The 17115-nt window shown below is 35.6% G+C and carries 17 protein-coding genes and 2 pseudogenes; 11 read left to right on the top strand and 8 right to left on the bottom strand.

What is annotated here, in order from left to right; all coding sequences use genetic code 11:
• Positions 1-19: 19 nt before the first annotated feature.
• From HO345_RS10965 to HO345_RS10925, 5 genes and pseudogenes are all read left to right on the top strand, one after another.
• Positions 20-1242 (top strand): annotated as a pseudogene (locus tag HO345_RS10965) (hypothetical protein).
• Positions 1243-1339: 97 nt separating this feature from the next.
• A pseudogene (locus HO345_RS13230) lies at positions 1340-2452 on the top strand (ABC transporter transmembrane domain-containing protein); the annotation flags it as partial.
• 10 nt (positions 2453-2462) lie between these two features.
• Complete coding sequence (locus HO345_RS10935) at positions 2463-2651, top strand: hypothetical protein (RefSeq protein ID WP_010693586.1); 189 nt, start codon at positions 2463-2465, stop codon at positions 2649-2651.
• A complete protein-coding gene (locus HO345_RS10930; RefSeq protein ID WP_010693585.1) occupies positions 2623-2880 on the top strand; it encodes a hypothetical protein in 258 nt (85 codons plus the stop codon). Before HO345_RS10935 ends, HO345_RS10930 begins: the two co-directional genes overlap by 29 nt.
• Positions 2874-4247 carry a TolC family protein gene (locus tag HO345_RS10925; RefSeq protein ID WP_253682930.1) on the top strand — a complete coding sequence of 458 codons (1374 nt, stop codon included), beginning with the start codon at positions 2874-2876 and terminating at the stop codon, positions 4245-4247. Before HO345_RS10930 ends, HO345_RS10925 begins: the two co-directional genes overlap by 7 nt.
• Positions 4248-4250: 3 nt before the next feature.
• On the opposite strand, the gene HO345_RS10920 is transcribed toward HO345_RS10925, so the two are convergent.
• Positions 4251-5249: a tetratricopeptide repeat protein gene (locus tag HO345_RS10920; protein WP_253682929.1), complete on the bottom strand. Its 999-nt coding sequence runs from the start codon at positions 5247-5249 to the stop codon at positions 4251-4253.
• 14 nt (positions 5250-5263) lie between these two features.
• Positions 5264-6280, bottom strand: coding sequence for a tetratricopeptide repeat protein (locus tag HO345_RS10915; protein ID WP_253682928.1), 1017 nt, complete (start codon positions 6278-6280; stop codon positions 5264-5266).
• Between the two features lie 189 nt (positions 6281-6469).
• Here HO345_RS10915 and rbr point away from each other — a divergent pair, with 189 nt between their 5' ends.
• The gene (gene rbr / locus HO345_RS10910; RefSeq protein WP_002672707.1) at positions 6470-7045 is read left to right on the top strand and encodes a rubrerythrin; all 576 of its coding nucleotides are present in this window, start codon (positions 6470-6472) and stop codon (positions 7043-7045) included.
• 23 nt (positions 7046-7068) lie between these two features.
• Here the strand turns inward: rbr and HO345_RS10905 are convergent, their stop codons facing one another.
• The 5 genes from HO345_RS10905 to tgt form a co-directional block, all read right to left on the bottom strand.
• Positions 7069-8772: a RecQ family ATP-dependent DNA helicase gene (locus HO345_RS10905; protein ID WP_253682927.1), complete on the bottom strand. Its 1704-nt coding sequence runs from the start codon at positions 8770-8772 to the stop codon at positions 7069-7071.
• A gap of 63 nt (positions 8773-8835) precedes the next feature.
• Entirely contained in the window at positions 8836-10086 is a 1251-nt protein-coding gene (locus HO345_RS10900; RefSeq protein ID WP_253682926.1) for an ATP-binding protein, read from the bottom strand.
• A 154-nt stretch (positions 10087-10240) separates the two neighbouring features.
• The gene (gene recO, locus HO345_RS10895; RefSeq protein ID WP_253682925.1) at positions 10241-11050 is read right to left on the bottom strand and encodes a DNA repair protein RecO; all 810 of its coding nucleotides are present in this window, start codon (positions 11048-11050) and stop codon (positions 10241-10243) included.
• Between the two features lie 2 nt (positions 11051-11052).
• On the bottom strand, positions 11053-12522 hold the full coding sequence (locus tag HO345_RS10890; RefSeq protein WP_253682924.1) for a HEAT repeat domain-containing protein: 1470 nt from the start codon (positions 12520-12522) through the stop codon (positions 11053-11055).
• A gap of 67 nt (positions 12523-12589) precedes the next feature.
• Positions 12590-13729, bottom strand: a complete 1140-nt coding sequence (gene tgt, locus HO345_RS10885; protein WP_253682923.1) for a tRNA guanosine(34) transglycosylase Tgt — start codon at positions 13727-13729, stop codon at positions 12590-12592.
• Positions 13730-13959: 230 nt separating this feature from the next.
• Here tgt and HO345_RS13080 point away from each other — a divergent pair, with 230 nt between their 5' ends.
• The 5 genes from HO345_RS13080 (at position 13960) to HO345_RS10865 (ending at position 15907) form a co-directional block, all read left to right on the top strand.
• Positions 13960-14082, top strand: coding sequence for a hypothetical protein (locus HO345_RS13080; protein WP_301338664.1), 123 nt, complete (start codon positions 13960-13962; stop codon positions 14080-14082).
• 414 nt (positions 14083-14496) lie between these two features.
• Positions 14497-14778, top strand: coding sequence for a type II toxin-antitoxin system RelE/ParE family toxin (locus HO345_RS10880; RefSeq protein ID WP_253682922.1), 282 nt, complete (start codon positions 14497-14499; stop codon positions 14776-14778).
• Positions 14779-14787: 9 nt separating this feature from the next.
• Complete coding sequence (locus HO345_RS10875) at positions 14788-15084, top strand: HigA family addiction module antitoxin (RefSeq protein ID WP_253682921.1); 297 nt, start codon at positions 14788-14790, stop codon at positions 15082-15084.
• A gap of 162 nt (positions 15085-15246) precedes the next feature.
• A complete protein-coding gene (locus tag HO345_RS10870; protein WP_010693575.1) occupies positions 15247-15486 on the top strand; it encodes a DUF6364 family protein in 240 nt (79 codons plus the stop codon).
• A complete protein-coding gene (locus HO345_RS10865) occupies positions 15479-15907 on the top strand; it encodes a type II toxin-antitoxin system VapC family toxin (protein ID WP_253682920.1) in 429 nt (142 codons plus the stop codon). Before HO345_RS10870 ends, HO345_RS10865 begins: the two co-directional genes overlap by 8 nt.
• A 347-nt stretch (positions 15908-16254) precedes the next feature.
• Here HO345_RS10865 and HO345_RS10860 read toward each other — a convergent pair whose 3' ends face one another.
• Positions 16255-17067, bottom strand: coding sequence for a DNA adenine methylase (locus tag HO345_RS10860; protein ID WP_253682919.1), 813 nt, complete (start codon positions 17065-17067; stop codon positions 16255-16257).
• Positions 17068-17115: the final 48 nt, after the last annotated feature.

Raw genomic sequence — 17115 nt, 5'->3', positions numbered from 1 at the left:
TTAAGGTATGGAGATTATAATGAAAAAAGACAAATTAAAACTTATTTTTATCTTAATGTTAGCGGTTCTTTTATTTTCGTGTTCTAAAGAAGTTAAAGAACAGAAACCTGTTGAAGGAAAAGTTGAAACATCTGTGAAAACAGAGTCTCCATCTAAAGAAAGTCAGGCAAAAGAGGAAGCCGATTTAAAAACTAAAAATTTGACAGAAAAATTAGCAGAAGAAAGTAAGACTTGTCTTTTAAGAAATCTTAACGGCGGACCAAGCAGCGGATTTATGTCGAGGAGCACTCCATATCGTTCAAATGATGAACACTATTACAAGGAAGGAAGTTTGCTCTTTTATAATTTAAATATAAATGACACTTATGACGAAGTTGTATCAAAACTACGGAAGTTTGGCGTAGATGGATTCTATCCTGCCTCAATAATTATGCCTAAAAAATTGCAAGAACTTGGTTGTAAAGCATATATACCCGATGATTCATCTTATAAAAGAGACTTAAGTAATGATTTTTATATAATTTTCAAAGATAATAAAATAATAAGATTTATAAAATATCAAGCGGAACATACGGCGTTTGAGAAATTTTATAATGCCGGCACTTCTAATAAATTAACCATAGTTGATGATATGAAAACAGATTCAAGCGGCTATGATTATTATAAAAAGGAAATGGGATGTGTTATTTATCATAATCAGCATTACTCACCTACAGCTTTAACTACAGTAATTATGACAAGAGTCGGTTATGAATCTTATTTTGAAAAAGCAGATAAAATTGCAGATGAGATTTTTGAATTCGGTGATTTATATTTTTACGGACTTAATATCAAAGATAATATTGAAATAGTCAAGCAAAAAATGAATAAATTTAATGTAGATTATGAAGATGAATTCTTTTCTTATCATTCGACTTCTGTAAATCTTGATGATTTTATTTATGCACTTAAAACCAAAAAAAATCTGATTGGGTTGCCTGTTGCGGAAACAAGATAGTTTTATTGGATGTACATGCAGACGAAGGAGATTCATATATTTTAATGCAGTATTTTAAAAGAAAATATCCTCTCATCAGTGCCGACGATCCTTTTTATTATTGTTGCGGCACTATGATGGGCCCCTATATATTTATTTTAAGGCGGCTTGAAGGCTACGGCAGTGATAGAGATGAAAAAGATTATCTATTTTCATTAAGTCTTGTAAATGCAGGTATATTTAATTATGGAGGAAACGAGAGATGAATTATCCGCCTTACAGCCTATAACAAGTTTAAATGTTGTAGGGCTTCCTGTAAATGATACTGCAATAAAGACAGAACAGTTTGGGGCGTAAGGAGCCGTGTTTAATAAAAAATCCAATTTAACCGTGGTCTTGCAGCAAGATACTCAGGACTGCGGTCCTGCCTGTCTTGCAACTCTTTGCAAATATTACGGGAAAAGAATACCTATTTCTTATATACGCAAAATAGCGGGTACAGATAAAACAGGTATATCAGGATACGGAATTGTTCGCGGTGCAGAAGAATTAGGATTTTCATGTCAGGGAGCTTTAAGTCCCGAAAAAGAATTTTCCGAGGATATCGTCTTCCCCATAATTACTCATTTAAAAAGAAATGATTCAGAACATTATCAAGTATACTCTTAAGTTTTTTAGGTATAATCGTTGCTTTTTATTTTCGGTTTTTGGTTGATGAAGTTTTATATTCAGGTACAAAAATAACGCTTAACTTGGTTTCTTTAGGATACCTTGTTGTAATTATTTTTCAAACGCTGTTAAATATTTCGCGTAATCAACTTATGCTTCATATGAGCAGTAAGATGGAAGCTGCTTTAAGTTTTGAATACTTTAACCATGTTCTTCATCTTCCAATGGATTTTTTTACTACACGCAAAACAGGAGAGGTCCTTTCCCGTATTCATGATGTAAATACTATAAGACAGGTTCTGTCTTCTACAGGAATGAATATTATCTTGGACTCTCTAATGTTGGTTGTAGGCGGAGCTTTTTTATGTGCATCGGGCGGTATACTCATGCTGATTGCCGTTATTCCGGTTATTATTTCCGCTATTGTAATATGTTTTTTGTGCAGCCATATAGGAGAATGATAAAAGAAAAGGCTGTAATAGATGCCGAAAAATATTCAGGCATGGTAGAGTCCATAAACGGAATAGGAACGGTAAAGGCTCTTTCAAGTGAAGATCTTGCATTTGAGCGAACCGAGGTAAAAATGGTAGATTCCGTAAATAAGGGGATTGAAATAGGTACGCTTGCAAATATAGAAAATGCCGTGCAAATGACTCTTTCACAGCTTGGAACTTTAGGCGTTTATTGGGTAGGCAGTTTTAAAATATTAATTTAAATATAAAACCCGGAATGAAAATTGCTTTTGTAGGAGCCTCAGGTTCAGGCAAAACAACACTTGTAAAACTGCTTATGAAATTTTATAATTTTCAAAGCAGATATGGCAGAGCTGGATTTGACTACTTACAAAAATAAATTTATCAATTCTCTTCTTTCTGAACTGGATAACTTTTTAATAGAAAAAGAAAAAATATACAGTCAATTAAAAGATGCGAATCTTTCTTTAAAAAACACTTGCATTAGATCGCCCATATCAGGTTATGTACAAGAAATTTCTCCCATATCATGAATTCGGCGGCGGAACCGGGGAAGTGGTTAATATAGAACCGGATTCATTTGTAGCCCGTGATGGCTCGGTCTATTTTGCCGTTACAGGAACTCTCGATAAGAATGTATTACTTGACAAAGAGAAAAAAGAATACTTTGTAAAACCCGGTTTTGAAATTGATGCACGCATTATTTTAAGAGAACAAAGTATCTTATGGCATTTTTTAAAAACAATGGATCTTGTATGGTAAAGAAACTTTTTTTTATGTTTATGTGTTGTATATTATCTTCATTGTATGCAATTGAATATGAAGAATTTATTGCCGGGGTTTTAACAAACAGTAATGAATATCAAAAGGCTCTTAGTAAATATAATATAAAAAAAACGGCAGCACAAAAAATACAATATAGATGGATTCCTAAATTATCTTTAAAGTTAAACTATATTAGCAACGTGGAGATTAAGACTCATGATCAAATACATGCCTTTACAACAGGTCTCAATTTAAAACAAACCCTGCCTATGGGAATGGGATTAACTTTTAATATTGATAATACATTTGCTTTAAGTAAAATAAAAGGTGCAAAAAATGAATACAGCTCTTCTTCCAAGACTCAATTTTCAATGCAGCTTTATTTTTTTGCTCCGGCTATTTTAAAACCGTATTCAGAGCATGAGTTTTATTTGGGTGAAGATAGTATTAGTTTTGTCGATTTGGAATTACAACGAATAAGAGAAAAAATAATCGCAGAGGCAATATATGTTGCTGTTTCTTATTGGCTTCAAAAAAAGACTATAGCAATTGAAGAAGAAAAGTCACAAATAGATTTACAACTCGGTCTAAATGATGAAGCTTTATGGAGGCAAGGAAAACTTTCTACGCTTGAACTTTCGGAAAGAAATACAAAAAGATATAATAATCAATTAAATTTGTTAAATTCAAAAAAAAGATACCTTCAAATGCTTCATACTTTAAATTTGACAGGGATGAGTGCAGATGCAATGCCGAGTAATATTGAATCTTGGATAAAAAAACTTGAAAGCTATATTTCTCATGAGTATATAAATACCGATACCGAATTTTTACTTAAACAAAAGCAATTGAAAGTAAATCAATATTATACATTGAAAGAACAGCTTAATCGGCTTCCGTCGTTTATATTTTCATTTACACTTGATCCGGCTTCTAAATCAAAAGGCGGTGTGAAATTTAAAGATACTATTCAAAATTACTGGAAGGCCGAGAAAAGCTGGCTTTTTAATTTTGCTGTTGGAATAAATATTCCGCTGTCTCCACTTGATGAAGTCTATGATATAGATAAGACTACTAAAGAACTGCTTAATTTAAATAAACTAGAAATTGAAGCTCTTAGTATGAACTATCAAAATAAAAAAGAAGTTCATGAAATAAATTTAAATATTTTAAACGAGGTTTGTATTTTAGCAGAAAAGAATAAAGAGAATATACAAAATCGTTTAGCTTCTTCAGAAGTTTTACTAAAACAAGGCTATATAACCGAGATCGATTTTAAAATTCAAAATCTTGATTATCAGCTTTCACAATTAAATAGTCTAAAAGCCAGGCTTGATTATATAATTGAAGTTTTAAAATATTAACAATTATTTTCCTTCCATTTCAGCCAAGGCTTCGTATGCTTGTTTTTTGTATTCGATGGCATCTTCTTTAATTTTATCAATATTGTCCGGATCCAATTTGATAGCCATATCAAAGTCTTCAATTGCTTTTTTGTATTCTTTTAGGGCTAAATAAGCTTTGCCTCTTGTCAGATATGAGTCTGCAAAACCTGAATTTAGTTTTATTGCTCTATTAGAATCGGATATTGCTTCATTATATGATTGCAGCATTAAAAATAGATATCCTCTTGTACTATATAATATCCAAGATTGTTCAATATTAATAGCTTTATCTGCAACTTCAAGGCCTGCTTCATAATTTTGAGTCTGTAAATATATACTTAGTAATGATTTGTAGGGTGCTATAAACTCAGGCATAAGTTCGATGGATTTTTTATAATCGATAATTGCATCATTATATTTATTTAAATATTCATTTAATAGACCTCTTAAACTGTATAGTATTCCATTATTTTGATTTAATTTAATTGCAATATTTACATCGTTATAGGCTTTATCATATTCACGGAGTTGTTTATAAACCAAGCTTCTAAGTTCATAATATTTGTAATTTTTATCGTTGAGTTGTATCGCTTTATTTAAATACACAAGTGAACTCTCGTATTGTTTTAAATATTCATATACTAATCCTTTCCAGTAGTAAGCTTTATCTTCTTTCGGATTAAGCTCAATTACCTTATCAAAATCAGCTAGAGCCTTTTCGTGTTCATTTACATAATAATACATTTCTCCTCGATTTAGATAGGCTTCAATATAATCAGGATCTGCTTCAATAGCCTTTGTGTAATAGGTTACTGCTCTTGGTATATCTTTTTTTTCTTTTGCAGTGCTCCCTGCCATGTTAAAATACTCGGCTTGACTGTAGTTTTGTTTTTTACTTGTATCGGTTGTTTTACAGCCATATAGTAAGATTAGGATAAATAAAAATAGAATTGTGATAAAAAGTCTATTTTTAGATTGCATTTGCGCCTCTCCGTTTATTTCTTTCCTTCCATTTCGGACAAGGCTTCGTAGGCTTTTTGTTTGTATTCGATGGCATCTTGTTTTTCTGTATTTTGGTTTTCTAAAGCAAATTTAATAGCCATATCAAAGTCTTCTATTGCCTTTTTATATTCTTTGAGATCAAAATAAATTTTTCCTCGAATATTGTATAGAGAAGCATTATGAGGATACATCCTTATACCGGTATTACATTCTTCTATGGCTTCTTTATATTGCCCTCTCATTGAAAATAATGTTCCGCGTATTCCATATAGTATACCTATCCATGAAGGCTTCATTTTTATCATCTTATTGACAATTTCAAATGCCTCATTATTTTTATCCATTTCCAGATATATAAAAAGTAGTCCATTATACGGCCATATATCATCAGGATCCAATTTAATAGCTATTTTAAAGTCGTTTATTGCATCATCAGTTCTTTCAAAATGTTCGTGCAATCTCCCTCTTAAATTGTATAGTTTTGCAGATTTCGGATTTAATTTAATTGCAGTATTTATATCCTCAAAAGCTTTTTCATATTCATTGATTTGTTCATAAGCACGGCTTCTTGCTTCGTAATATTCATACGCTTTATCGTTTAAGTTTATCGCAGTATTTAAGTTTTCAATAGCTTTATTATAGTTGCCGTCATCATTCAGCAACAAACCTTTCCAGTAATAAGCTCTATCTTCTTTCGGATTAAGCTCAATTACCTTATCAAAGTCAGCTAGAGCCTTTTCGTGTTCATTTACGTAATAATACATTTCTCCGCGATTTAGATAGGCTTCAATATAAGCCGTGTCTGTTTCAATGGCTTTTGTATAATAGTATATAGCCCTTGTTCCGTCTTTTTTCTCTTTTGCAGTGTTTCCTGCAATGTTAAAATATTCGGCTTGGCTGTAATTTTGTTTTTTTCCTGTATCGGTTGTATCGCTATTTGTTGTTTTGCAGCCGTAGATTAAGATTAATAAAAATATGATTGTGATAAAAAATTTATTTTTAGATTTCATCTTTTAAGCCTCTTTTTAAGAATATTATAATAGACAAAGTTTGTGTTGTCAATTATTTTTCCTGCCCTCTTTTACTCTTTTAAAAATAGAGTTATACTAAAATATAGGCTTTTGTTTTTAAAGAATGAGTTTTTACTCTGTGCCCCTTTTTAAGAACATTAGTCAATTTTATACTAATAGGAGAAGAGTATGCAATCATTAAAAGGAACAAAGACCGAACAGAATATTCTTTCGGCTTTTATCGGTGAGTCTCAGGCTCGTAATAAGTACACATTTTGGGCAAGCACAGCCGAAAAAGAGGGCTTTGTGCAAATCGCAAGGATTTTTATTGAAACAGCAGAGCAGGAAAGGGAACATGCAAAACGCCTCTTTAACTTTTTAGAGGGCGGAGAGGTTACCGTTTCGGCTACGGCCCCTGCAGGCGTGGTAGGCACAACTTTAGAAAATCTAAGGCAAGCTGCCGCCGGTGAAAATCATGAATGGCAGCACATGTATCCGGAGTTTGCTAAAACTGCAAGGGAAGAAGGCTTTCCTTTAATCGCTGCCGTTATGGAGAGCATAGCTGTTGCCGAAAAATACCATGCAGAAAGGTATGAGGCCTTTATCAAAAGGCTCGAAGAGAATTCTATGTGGGTACAAGAAAGTCCGACAACATGGAAATGCTTAAACTGCGGCTTTATCGTGGTCAGCAAAAACGCTCCCGAAAAATGTCCTGCCTGTGCTCATCCTAAAGCTTACTTTGCCCGTTTAGAAGAAAGTTTTTAAACTTATCAAATTTTAAACTTAATCTAAACACTAAGCTTATCCTTCCAAAGAGGGGTTTTCAGTTTTTTGATAAGCCCCTCTTCGAGAAGCTCTGCACTTAAACGCTTTACGTCCCCTGCTTCCCAAAATGTTTTCTTTGAAGAAAAAAAATCGATTGCTTCATTTTGAGTAAAAATTCTTTTATTTGCTTTTATAAGCTTTATAAAAAGCTTTTCATCCTCGGGATATTGAACCGCCGTTTTATTACAAATATCGCAGCCCGAACAGGCTATTACTTCTTCATCAGGATTGGAAGCTTCTGCCCTTGTTTCACCGAGGGCCTTTAATAGAACCGCCCTGCGGCACTTTCCGCTTTCGGCAAAGTCTTTAAGAACACCGGCCCTAAGACGCTGTTTTTCGGGCAAAAGCTCTATCCGTTTTCTATCGGCAGGCGACCATAGCAGAACTGCCTCGGCAATGCTTCCGTCACGCCCGCCCCTTCCGGCCTCTTGAATATAGGCTTCGGCAGTAGGAGAAGGATCCATGTGAATTACAGTTTTAACATCCTTCTTATCGACACCCATCCCCCAAGCACAAGTACATATCAGTATACCGCTTTTATGTTCATGGAACCATTTTTCTGTTTCAGCTTTTTCTTCTCTTTCGAGGCCTGCATGATAAAATCTTATATTTTCGTCATTTAAGCGGAGCCGCAAAAATGAAGCTGTCTGTTCCGTTCCCTTTCGGCTGGAACAAAAAATAACCATAGGTCTTTTTCTTTTTTTAACCTCTTCCAGAAGGGCAGGATTTTTTACCCTGCAATGCTTTACAAAATAAATTATATTTGTTCTATCCGATTCGCCTCGAACCAAATGAGCCCTGCCCTCAAAAAGAATTTCGGCTATACGCTGTAAAACCGGAGGACTCGCTGTTGCCGTAAAAGCTGAAACGGCGTAGGGATGAAGCTTTTTGATTATGTTTGTAAGTTCAAGATAGGCCGGCCTAAAACTGTCTCCCCATTCGGTAACACAGTGTGCCTCGTCTATCGCCAAGTGAACCACATTGCATGCAGCAATCCTATCTATAAGAGTTCCGCCTGAAAGAACTTCGGGGTTTGCAATTATGAGCTTTGCAGGAGGCTTGCCGTCGCTCCCTTCCATGCGTGCAAGCTGGGCTTCTCTTTCTTCTTTAGTTTGCCCTCCCTTAAAGATGACAGGCTCGAGCCCGCCCTCCGCCATTCGCCTAAACTGATCGCTCATAAGGGCTAGAAGTGGATAGATGATTACTGTAGGTCCGTCCAGCAGAAGGGCTGGAACTTGAAAGCACAAAGATTTTCCGGCTCCTGTGGGAAGGAGAATAATTTGCCTGCCACGCATAATTCCGTCCTCATCATAAAGTGAAGTTATTTTTTCTTCTTCGGTGTTTGAGGTAATTTTTTGAAGCAATTTTGTTTTTGCATCTTTGCCCGAATCTTCCTCATCTTTATTTTTAAGTTTGGTTTGTTCGGCTTCAATGCGGGCTTCCACTGCATGAACCGCATCTAAGATATTGGCTATTGCAAGCCTCTGCCACGGATAGAGCGACGGAATACCGAAAACGTTTTTTGCACAAACAGCAACGGCATCTTCGGTTTTTTCCAAACTGTATTCGGGGTTGTCGGTCTCGCAGACAAAGGGACAGTAAAGATCGTCCGGCGTATCATCCCATCGGTAAAGCTCATCGGTTTCTTGTAAATTTTGATTTTTCATTTTCACCTCTCAATATTATTGTACGAGATAGATGAAAGAAATCGTAATTTTTTAAAAAGAAAATTATAAATAATATTTTATGCCTCTGCCGCTTCCTTCTTTTTGAACATAGTTTTTTTCAAGTAAAGAACCGATAAGTCTTACAACCTTATTTTTTCCAAAGCCGCTTTTTAAAACCAGCTCACTGCTGGATAATCGTATTCCTTTTGACAAAATTTCCAGAATAGTCATTTCATCCGAATTTACTTCTTTTTTTCTGTCGACAACGGGAAGAGTTACACAAATATTGTTTTCTGAAATATCAAAAATCGGCTTTACTTCATATTCTTCATAGCAGGTCATGATACGCTTAATACCTGTTCCAAACATTTCTATTAGGTGTAATCTAAAAAAAACATTGGCGATAATCGGATTCCGCAATCTGGAGATATAGCCCTTCAAATATTCTTCCTTGCTGATACCTGAGGGTAATCCGCCGGGGGAATAAATTTCTATTCTATCGGGGTACATAGCAATACGAATATGTGCCGGAATATCCCAAACCCTATGAACGATTGCATTAGCAAGAGTTTCTCGGAAAGCTTCTATCGGTATGCGTTCAATTAGATTCCGCTCCATTCCTTCAATTTTTTCATATTGATAATATTTTTCAAAAAAGAAAATTGCCTGATTATATTCTTCTAAGATTGATTTATTTGTCAAAATATCCCTATCTAAAATTTCGCTGATTGAGGCTCCGAACCGAACCATATCAATACCGGAGAAGTTGTTTTTATCTGCAAATAATGCAGCAGCATGATTAAACTCTCCTTTTTTTGTATAAAAGCCGAGAGTCTTTAGGACATCGGTACTTAAGCTTTCCAGTTTTAATTTTTGTTGAATAATCCGAAAAAAGGACTCAAAGGTCAAATCTTGTGCAGGGGAGGGCAGATCTTCAAAGGACATGTTGTCTCCCATTAAAATCAGCCGTTTTAATTCAATTTGATCTACTTCGACTGTTGCCGTATCGCTTCGCCTGTATGCTTTCCCCTTATATAAATAGGGTTTAAATGCTCCGTCTTTTACTTCTAATGTGATTACGCCGGTACTGCGGTTAATGGAAAAAGAAAAGTCAGGCTTTGGCTGAATACTGTCATTTATTTTATTTTCAATATCCAAACACATCTTATCAGGGTTTTGAATTCCCTTTATAGAACCGTCATCTTTAATCCCAAATAATATTTTTCCGGTACCGAAGTTGGCAAAGGCCGAAACCGTTTTTAAAAAGCCTGAACTAAGGCCTTCTTTAAATTCCGTAAATCTATTTTCTTTCATCGTTAATACCCCTAATTTTGTTTAGTGTACCTTTAGTTATTATACCATATAACAAACGTAAATGCAACGTATTTTTTTGCGTTTTATTTACGTTTGAAACATATTTTTCTTTCGTTTGATTTGCGTTTGCAAAATGAGTTTAAAATTGACTGAATTACAACAGAAAATTACAGGATTCAAGGGTTTTAAAATTTGAACCTGCGGCGAGTCTTATAAGATAGAATAAAAAATCTTTTAGTTCGGCGTAGGCTTGATCCGAGAGGTTTAATTCTCTTGAAATTTTTGGAATAAGATTTTGAACTGCAAAGAGGTATAAAAGGCTTTCGCCTGAAAGGGGAAAGGCCGGTTCGTGTTTATCAAGGCAGGAACTGCAAACGCAAGAATCCTCATGCGGAACGAAAAAAAAGTTTTTTTCAGCGTAAAAAAAATCTGAAATGTTTTTATTAAGGCAATCCGTTTCCGGTATGTTACTTGAAACCCTTATTCCGCAGCGGCAGCAATTTTCCATATCCGGGGCAAGACCCGATAAAGAGATTACACGCCACAAAAAACGGAGCAGGGCTTTTCTACATTCGCTTTCGGAAGAAACGGCAATTCCCGTTAAAAAGGAATTTATGATTTGCCAATCGATGTTTCCCTTAAGCTTTACGGCTAATTCGGCTGCAAAGGCGGCACACCAAATACGGGTCAGGTTATCGCTGAGGCCTATGCGGTAGTCGCTTACCTTAAAGTCGCTTATCTTGTTTGAATTTTTTATGGGGTTGGAATAAATCCAAACCTCTCCTGTGTGATAAGGAATTACCATGCTTCGCAGTTTGCTTTTAGGCCCGCCGAAGACGGCTGCATCTACCAGCTTGCAGGAGTGTTCCGTATCGGGTAAGAGGAGAAGGGCGTTTCTGTGCCCTTCCCCGAATGTCTTCAATGAAAGAACAAGAGCTTCGGAAGACCAAGAGCGGTTTGCCATTTTTATTTAGTGCCTGTCTGATTGTTTTGAGAGCTGTTTGTATTACCGGATTGTAAGAGGCCTTTAGCCCTTCGGCTTAAAGCTCCGTTTTTTTCGTCTTCGGCAATTAAGGAAACAAGGGACACCAGTTCGGGATATCTATTCCGTTTGAACATATCCAATCCTATACTTTTGAAAATGGCATCTTTATGGTTTAGATAGGCCTCGGCTATCGGTGCTGTTCCTCTGTTTTCAACTTTTGAAATAACCTTGCCGAGCTCTGCGGAAAATTTATTTTGCTTCTTGTCCGAAATAGCTTTTAATGCAGCCTTCTTTACATCATCGAAAATTACATCAAAATTATTCTTTAAAAGGCTTTCGGCGATTTTTAAGCGGATGGATAAGCCTGTCCTTTCTTCATTAAAAGAATCTATGAGCCATTCGTTTGCTTCCGCATTATTGAAATGAGAAAGGGCTTCTATGGCGGCCAGTTTTACAACATTTTCAGGATCTTTTTTTGCACGGTATAAAATAAACGGAACAGCATCTTCTGCTTTTTCTTCTTTTGCGGACTGAACGGCTTGCAGTCTTACTTTATAATAGGAATCCTTAAAGGCTTGGGTCAAGATGCTTTTGGCTTTTTCGTCCTTAAAGCCTGCAATGCCCTTTATCGCAGCTGTTCTTAAAACCGGATCCTTATCTTCAAAAAGTTCCGATAAAACCGGAACAGCATTTTCGTTGCCTATTTTTCCAAGAGCTGAAGCAGCACTGCCTCTTATGATGGAATTTTCATCGGAATCTTCAGCGACTCTAATTAAAAAATCACTGATTTCGGGAGTGTGCAGCTCTTCCAAGGCAAACATTATGTTTTGTTTTATTATCAGTGATTTTTTTTCGTCATCGGAACTTTCAGAATCAAAAAGCTCTGTAAGAAAAACGGCATCCTCCGGTTTTCCTATCTTTCCTATTGCAGAAATACAAAGGTCCCTGTATTCGTCTTGTTCATCTTTTAAGATTTGCCTTAAAAAATCTATGCTTTCATATATCTCAAGTTCCCGTATGTAGGAAATCGCCGAGCGGACGGTTTCTTGGGGGGCGTCATCTTTATTTTCCAAGAGCATGAGGGCATCGGCCTTTAAGCAATCGTTCTTTTTTTCGGCAAAGTAAGCAAATAAGGCTTCTCTGATTGCAGGAATCTTGGTCTCGGCAAATACTTTCTGCAAATCGGCATCAAAGCGGTCATCTTCATCGGCTTTTAGTCTTTTTATAAGCTCCAAGATATCGTCGCCGATGCCGTAAAGAATCGTATCTCTTTTTTCTTCAAATTCCGAAACTTCTTTTTTCTTTTTTTCATCAGCTTGAGCGGCCTGATTTTCTGAAGGAGGCTGGGCAGTTTCTTGAGCTCCAAGTTGAACTGCGAAGCTTAAAATAAATAAGAGGCTTAGCACGCCGGGTTTTAAAAAAAAGTTTAATTCTTTTTTTAGGGTTTTCATAAATTATCCTCCGTGATACAAGTTTTTGCCTTACAAAACACTACCGATTTTAAGGCTTACAAAATACTTATTCTAAACGGTTTTCATATTTCTTTAAAAAGTTTTTATAATAATCGTTAAAAGAATCGTTTTGAATGGCCTCTCTTATGTCTTGTACCATACTATATAAAAAAGCCAAGTTATGATAAGTTGCAAGCATTGAGTATAAAATTTCTTTTGTTCTAAATAAATGCCGCAAATAGGCCCTTGTATATTGTCGGCAAACCTTACACTTGCATTGAGAATCGATCGGGTTAAAGTCGAACTCGTATTCTTTCCGCTTAATTGAAATGGCTCCTTCATGGGTAAAAAGATTTCCATTCCGGGCATTGCGGGAAGGCAGTACGCAATCAAAAATATCGACTCCGTTTTTTACGGCTTCGAGGATGTAGTCGGGGGTTCCTATTCCCATTACATAGAGGGGCTTATTTTTTGGGATGTGCTTTGCGGTAAAGCTCAAATATTCTTGGTAGAGGTCTTTAGGTTCTCCTATGGAAAGGCCGCCTATGGCAATTCCCCTAGGTTCATGCTTTAAGATAGCTTCAAGGCTTTGAAGTCTTAGGTCTTCAAAGAACCCGCCTTGCACAATAGGAAAGAGTGCCCCATCATATTCATCGGGGGTATTGTGCCAAGCTGCAAAGGCCCTGTCGAGCCAGTTCATAGTTATTTTAAGGTCGGCAAGGGTTTGGGTTTTGCTTATCCCAAAAGAAGAGCAGATGTCCAGCTGCATTTGAATGTCGCTGTTAAATCCCGTCTGCAATTCTACCGCAATTTCAGGGCTTAAAAATTGACGGCTTCCGTCTATGTGGCTTTGAAATTTTACACCTTCTTGGGTAATTTTTCTTAATTGTGAAAGCGAAAAAACTTGAAAGCCCCCTGAATCGGTTAAAAAGTTTTTTTTCCAGCCTGAAAAGCCGTGTAAGCCTCCTGCCGCTTTTATAACTTCAATTCCCGGCCGTAAAAAAAGATGGTATGTATTGGCCAAAATAATTTCAAAACCTATTTCGTCTAAGTCATCCTTTGTCATCGCCTTTACGGTAGCCGCCGTTCCCACAGGCATAAAGGCCGGCGTAAGCACCTTTCCATGAGGCAGCTCCAAAACTCCCGTCCTTGCAGGAGAAGCCGCATCTTGATGTAAAAGCGTAAAAATTTCTTTTTTTTCTTTCATTAAATGTTCAATCCTTTAACCGCTTGAAAGTTTATCACAAAGACGGGAAAAAATCAATTAAAGGGGAAAGTTGCCGGCAGGGACAGCTGGGGTTAGGTATTTAACCGCAACGAGGTTTGTCCGTATATCGGTTGCGAAACTATGTTAGGTTGACCTGCCTAAAGGCAGGCAGGTTCGGAACCGACCTATAACATTTATCGATCTAAAAATAAATTTATAGGAGGTGTTTTATGTCTGATATTGATATTACAAATAAAGTTATCTTAGACATCGATTTTGATACTCCATTCGGAAGCGGTCATATCCATTATGATGATAACGATAAAGAGAAAGATGACGATGATAATGAATAGATGAGTCTATTTATCACTGTATGATTATACTATATGTAGGGTGTAATCATACAGTCTTTGTCGCTTGTTTCTATAGCTTGAGCTATTTTTGAGTGGTTGTTTGAAATATTATAGTGATGTTCAACTGAAAATAAGTCTAGAACTGAAATAGATTAATTGGAAAAATAATATGTGATGCTATTGGAATAATCGACTTGACATGTAAATACGAATTCTTAAAAATATATATAAAAAAGAAAAATATTTCACAGATTAACAGATTAATAAAAAATATTTAAGAAAACAAGTCTAGCCTATTTTCTTAAATAGAATTGAACTTTCAGGAAAAAAAGTTAGTGGTAGTATGTGGCTTTATGTCGATTTCAACACTATTATCTGCTTGACATATACATGTGAAAGGTATATAATGTGATTATGATAAAGAGTTTTGCGGATAAAGATACTGAACTTATCTATGATCAGAAGTTTTCTAAACGGCTTCCTACTACAATACAGAAAGCCGCCTTGCGTAAACTGATGATGCTGGATAACGCAAAGTGTCTGGAAGATTTACGAGTGCCGCCTAGCAATCACCTGGAACTTCTTGTTGGAAACAGAAAAGGTCAGCATTCAATCCGTATAAATAATCAGTGGCGTGTCTGTTTTACTGAAAAAAATGGGCATTATTATGATGTAGAAATTGTGGATTACCACTAGGAGCGAATCATGTCTAATTATATTGAAACACCTACAATGGGAGAAATCCTTAGTGAAGAATTTTTCATTCCTCTTAGTCTTTCAGCCTATAAAGTTGCAAGAGAAATAAATGTTCCAACTTCCCGTATTCAGGATATTCTCCATAACCGCAGGAGAATTACCATAGATACATCTTTGCGTCTTGCAAAATTTTTCGGAGTGTCCGATGGATATTTTATGTCATTACAGAATGACATAGATATTCGGAATGCTAAATTGGAACTTGCTCCCCAGCTTGAAGAAATAAAGACTTATGTGTATGCATAAAAATACCTAACACCCGCTTCAACCTGACATTGCCTTTGCGGCAATGCAGCTTATCCGCCGCCCGTTAGACTTACTATCGCACAGAAGTAAAAATAATAATGTTATCACTAAATCACTATATCATTTGCAGATTTTATGATATAATATCAGAGAGGTGACTAAATGAAAACTGAATTGATTTTAAAAATAGATAAAAATATTGCTGAATCGATGAGACATTATGCGGTCAAAAATAAAAAAAGTATGTCAAAATTTGTTGAAGATCTTTTTAATAATTCAATGGGTATAAATCAAAGGATAGAAGAAATATCTCCACTGGTCAAAGAATTGAGCGGCATTATAAAAGAGCAGGATTTAGAAAATATAAGTTATATGAGTTATTTGGAAAAAAAATATGAGTAAAAAAATATTTGTTGATTCAGATGTAATTTTAGATATTTTATGCCAACGTGAACCCCATTATGAATATGCTGCTTATGTATTTTCATTGAGTGATACAAAAAAACTTGTTTTATACACAACATCGTTGGTATTTTCAAATGTATATTATATACTTAGAAAGTTATTAGGTATACAAAAATCAAAAGAAGCATTACGGAAACTGAGGTCGCTTGTTAAAGTAATACCGATAGAAGAAAAAGAAGTAGATTTAGCTTTGAATTCAAAGTTCTCAGATTTCGAAGATGCTTTACAATATTATACGGCAATGAGGTATGGAATAAAAATATTATTAACACGAAATATAAAAGATTATAAAGAAAGGGAAATAATAGTACAAACACCTAAAGAATTTATAAGCGATAATAAAAAAATTAAAGTCTAACACCCGCTTCAACCTGACATTGCGAACAGCTGGGACTCGGTATTTAACCGCAGGGGGCGCAAAGAACGCAAAGGATTTTTTGAGATGCGAAAAACTGTCGGATTGGTTTTGTATACCTGTATAAATTAAAATACGTCCGGCAAAGCAAAATCATAAACATCTATTATATCGACACCACAATATTGACAAGCGTCTGCATGCATTTGTAACGGGGCGCAAAAAATGGCAAAATTTTGCATTTAGTTTGGCAAAATAGCGTGTTTTTCTATGTTTTATACTGTTTTTTCGTGCATATAAGTAGTGTTCTATAAGCTTTTTACGGCCGATAGAACACTTTTTACTTTTGGCTATAACAATTGAACCTCATTATCGACAAGCCCTATAGGATAGTTTGCCGTTAGAACTTCTATTTTAGTTCTACTTGGAGAAGATGCTGCTCCGGGATGATTGTTTATTTTAAGTTCAATTTGATACCAGTTATTTTCTTTTACAGATACTGTTAAAGATTTGTTTCTGTAAGAACTTAAAAGGAATTTACCTTCAATTTTTGAAAGTTCTGTAATTAAGGCATTAAAGTCTTCTTGAGTATAACCATCATAATGCCCTTGATCTGCTCCGACATACGGCGGATCAAGATAAAAGAATGTATCTTTATTGTCCCGTGATTTAATAATTTTTAAAGCATCACAACATTCTATTTGAACATCCTGAATTCTCATTGCCAGTTCTTCCTTAAAACCATCTCTTTTCATAGACAATGAGTGTGTCAACTTACCTTGTTTATCATGGGTAAAGCCGCCTGTCATAGAGTTATTGAAAGACATATTTGCCAACATCCATATAGCCCAAGCCCTTTTTACGCGGTCAAACATTTCAGGGTTGTCATAGATGACTTGCGCATGTTTATGAAGTTTTCGGCTGTGTAGGCTTATAGCAACTTCCGATTGCAAGGCTGTAAAATCTCTCTGTAATACTTCATAAAAATTAACGATTTCGGAGTTGATATCGTTGATGATTTCAGACTGTGATTTAGGTTTTGCAAAAAAAACTGCGGCCCCGCCTATAAAAGGTTCACAGTAAATCCTATGCTCAGGAATGAGAGATACGATCTTGGACGCAAGTTGTTGTTTGCCTCCATAGTAGGTCAATGGTGTTTTCATAACACGCCTCCTAAAATATAAAATTTTAGGGCTAAATCAAAAGACAAA

This window comes from Treponema denticola (assembly GCF_024181645.1).
Classification (GTDB): Bacteria; Spirochaetota; Spirochaetia; order Treponematales; family Treponemataceae; genus Treponema_B; species Treponema_B denticola_A.
Note: the sequence above shows the minus strand (reverse complement) of the source record. Positions and strands in the feature narration are given on the sequence as shown.

What these genes read in the sequence shown, in the direction of transcription:
- HO345_RS10870 (WP_010693575.1), top strand. Translation starts at nt 15,247, where the DNA reads ATGAAAACTGAATTGATTTTAAAAATAGATAAAAATATTGCTGAATCG.
- rbr (WP_002672707.1), top strand. Translation starts at nt 6,470, where the DNA reads ATGCAATCATTAAAAGGAACAAAGACCGAACAGAATATTCTTTCGGCT.
- recO (WP_253682925.1), bottom strand. Translation starts at nt 11,050, where the DNA reads ATGGCAAACCGCTCTTGGTCTTCCGAAGCTCTTGTTCTTTCATTGAAG.
- HO345_RS10920 (WP_253682929.1), bottom strand. Translation starts at nt 5,249, where the DNA reads ATGCAATCTAAAAATAGACTTTTTATCACAATTCTATTTTTATTTATC.
- HO345_RS10935 (WP_010693586.1), top strand. Translation starts at nt 2,463, where the DNA reads ATGGCAGAGCTGGATTTGACTACTTACAAAAATAAATTTATCAATTCT.
- HO345_RS10900 (WP_253682926.1), bottom strand. Translation starts at nt 10,086, where the DNA reads ATGAAAGAAAATAGATTTACGGAATTTAAAGAAGGCCTTAGTTCAGGC.
- HO345_RS10865 (WP_253682920.1), top strand. Translation starts at nt 15,479, where the DNA reads ATGAGTAAAAAAATATTTGTTGATTCAGATGTAATTTTAGATATTTTA.
- HO345_RS10930 (WP_010693585.1), top strand. Translation starts at nt 2,623, where the DNA reads ATGTACAAGAAATTTCTCCCATATCATGAATTCGGCGGCGGAACCGGG.
- HO345_RS10860 (WP_253682919.1), bottom strand. Translation starts at nt 17,067, where the DNA reads ATGAAAACACCATTGACCTACTATGGAGGCAAACAACAACTTGCGTCC.
- HO345_RS10905 (WP_253682927.1), bottom strand. Translation starts at nt 8,772, where the DNA reads ATGAAAAATCAAAATTTACAAGAAACCGATGAGCTTTACCGATGGGAT.
- HO345_RS10890 (WP_253682924.1), bottom strand. Translation starts at nt 12,522, where the DNA reads ATGAAAACCCTAAAAAAAGAATTAAACTTTTTTTTAAAACCCGGCGTG.
- HO345_RS10915 (WP_253682928.1), bottom strand. Translation starts at nt 6,280, where the DNA reads ATGAAATCTAAAAATAAATTTTTTATCACAATCATATTTTTATTAATC.
- HO345_RS13080 (WP_301338664.1), top strand. Translation starts at nt 13,960, where the DNA reads ATGTCTGATATTGATATTACAAATAAAGTTATCTTAGACATCGATTTT.
- HO345_RS10880 (WP_253682922.1), top strand. Translation starts at nt 14,497, where the DNA reads ATGATAAAGAGTTTTGCGGATAAAGATACTGAACTTATCTATGATCAG.
- HO345_RS10875 (WP_253682921.1), top strand. Translation starts at nt 14,788, where the DNA reads ATGTCTAATTATATTGAAACACCTACAATGGGAGAAATCCTTAGTGAA.
- tgt (WP_253682923.1), bottom strand. Translation starts at nt 13,729, where the DNA reads ATGAAAGAAAAAAAAGAAATTTTTACGCTTTTACATCAAGATGCGGCT.
- HO345_RS10925 (WP_253682930.1), top strand. Translation starts at nt 2,874, where the DNA reads ATGGTAAAGAAACTTTTTTTTATGTTTATGTGTTGTATATTATCTTCA.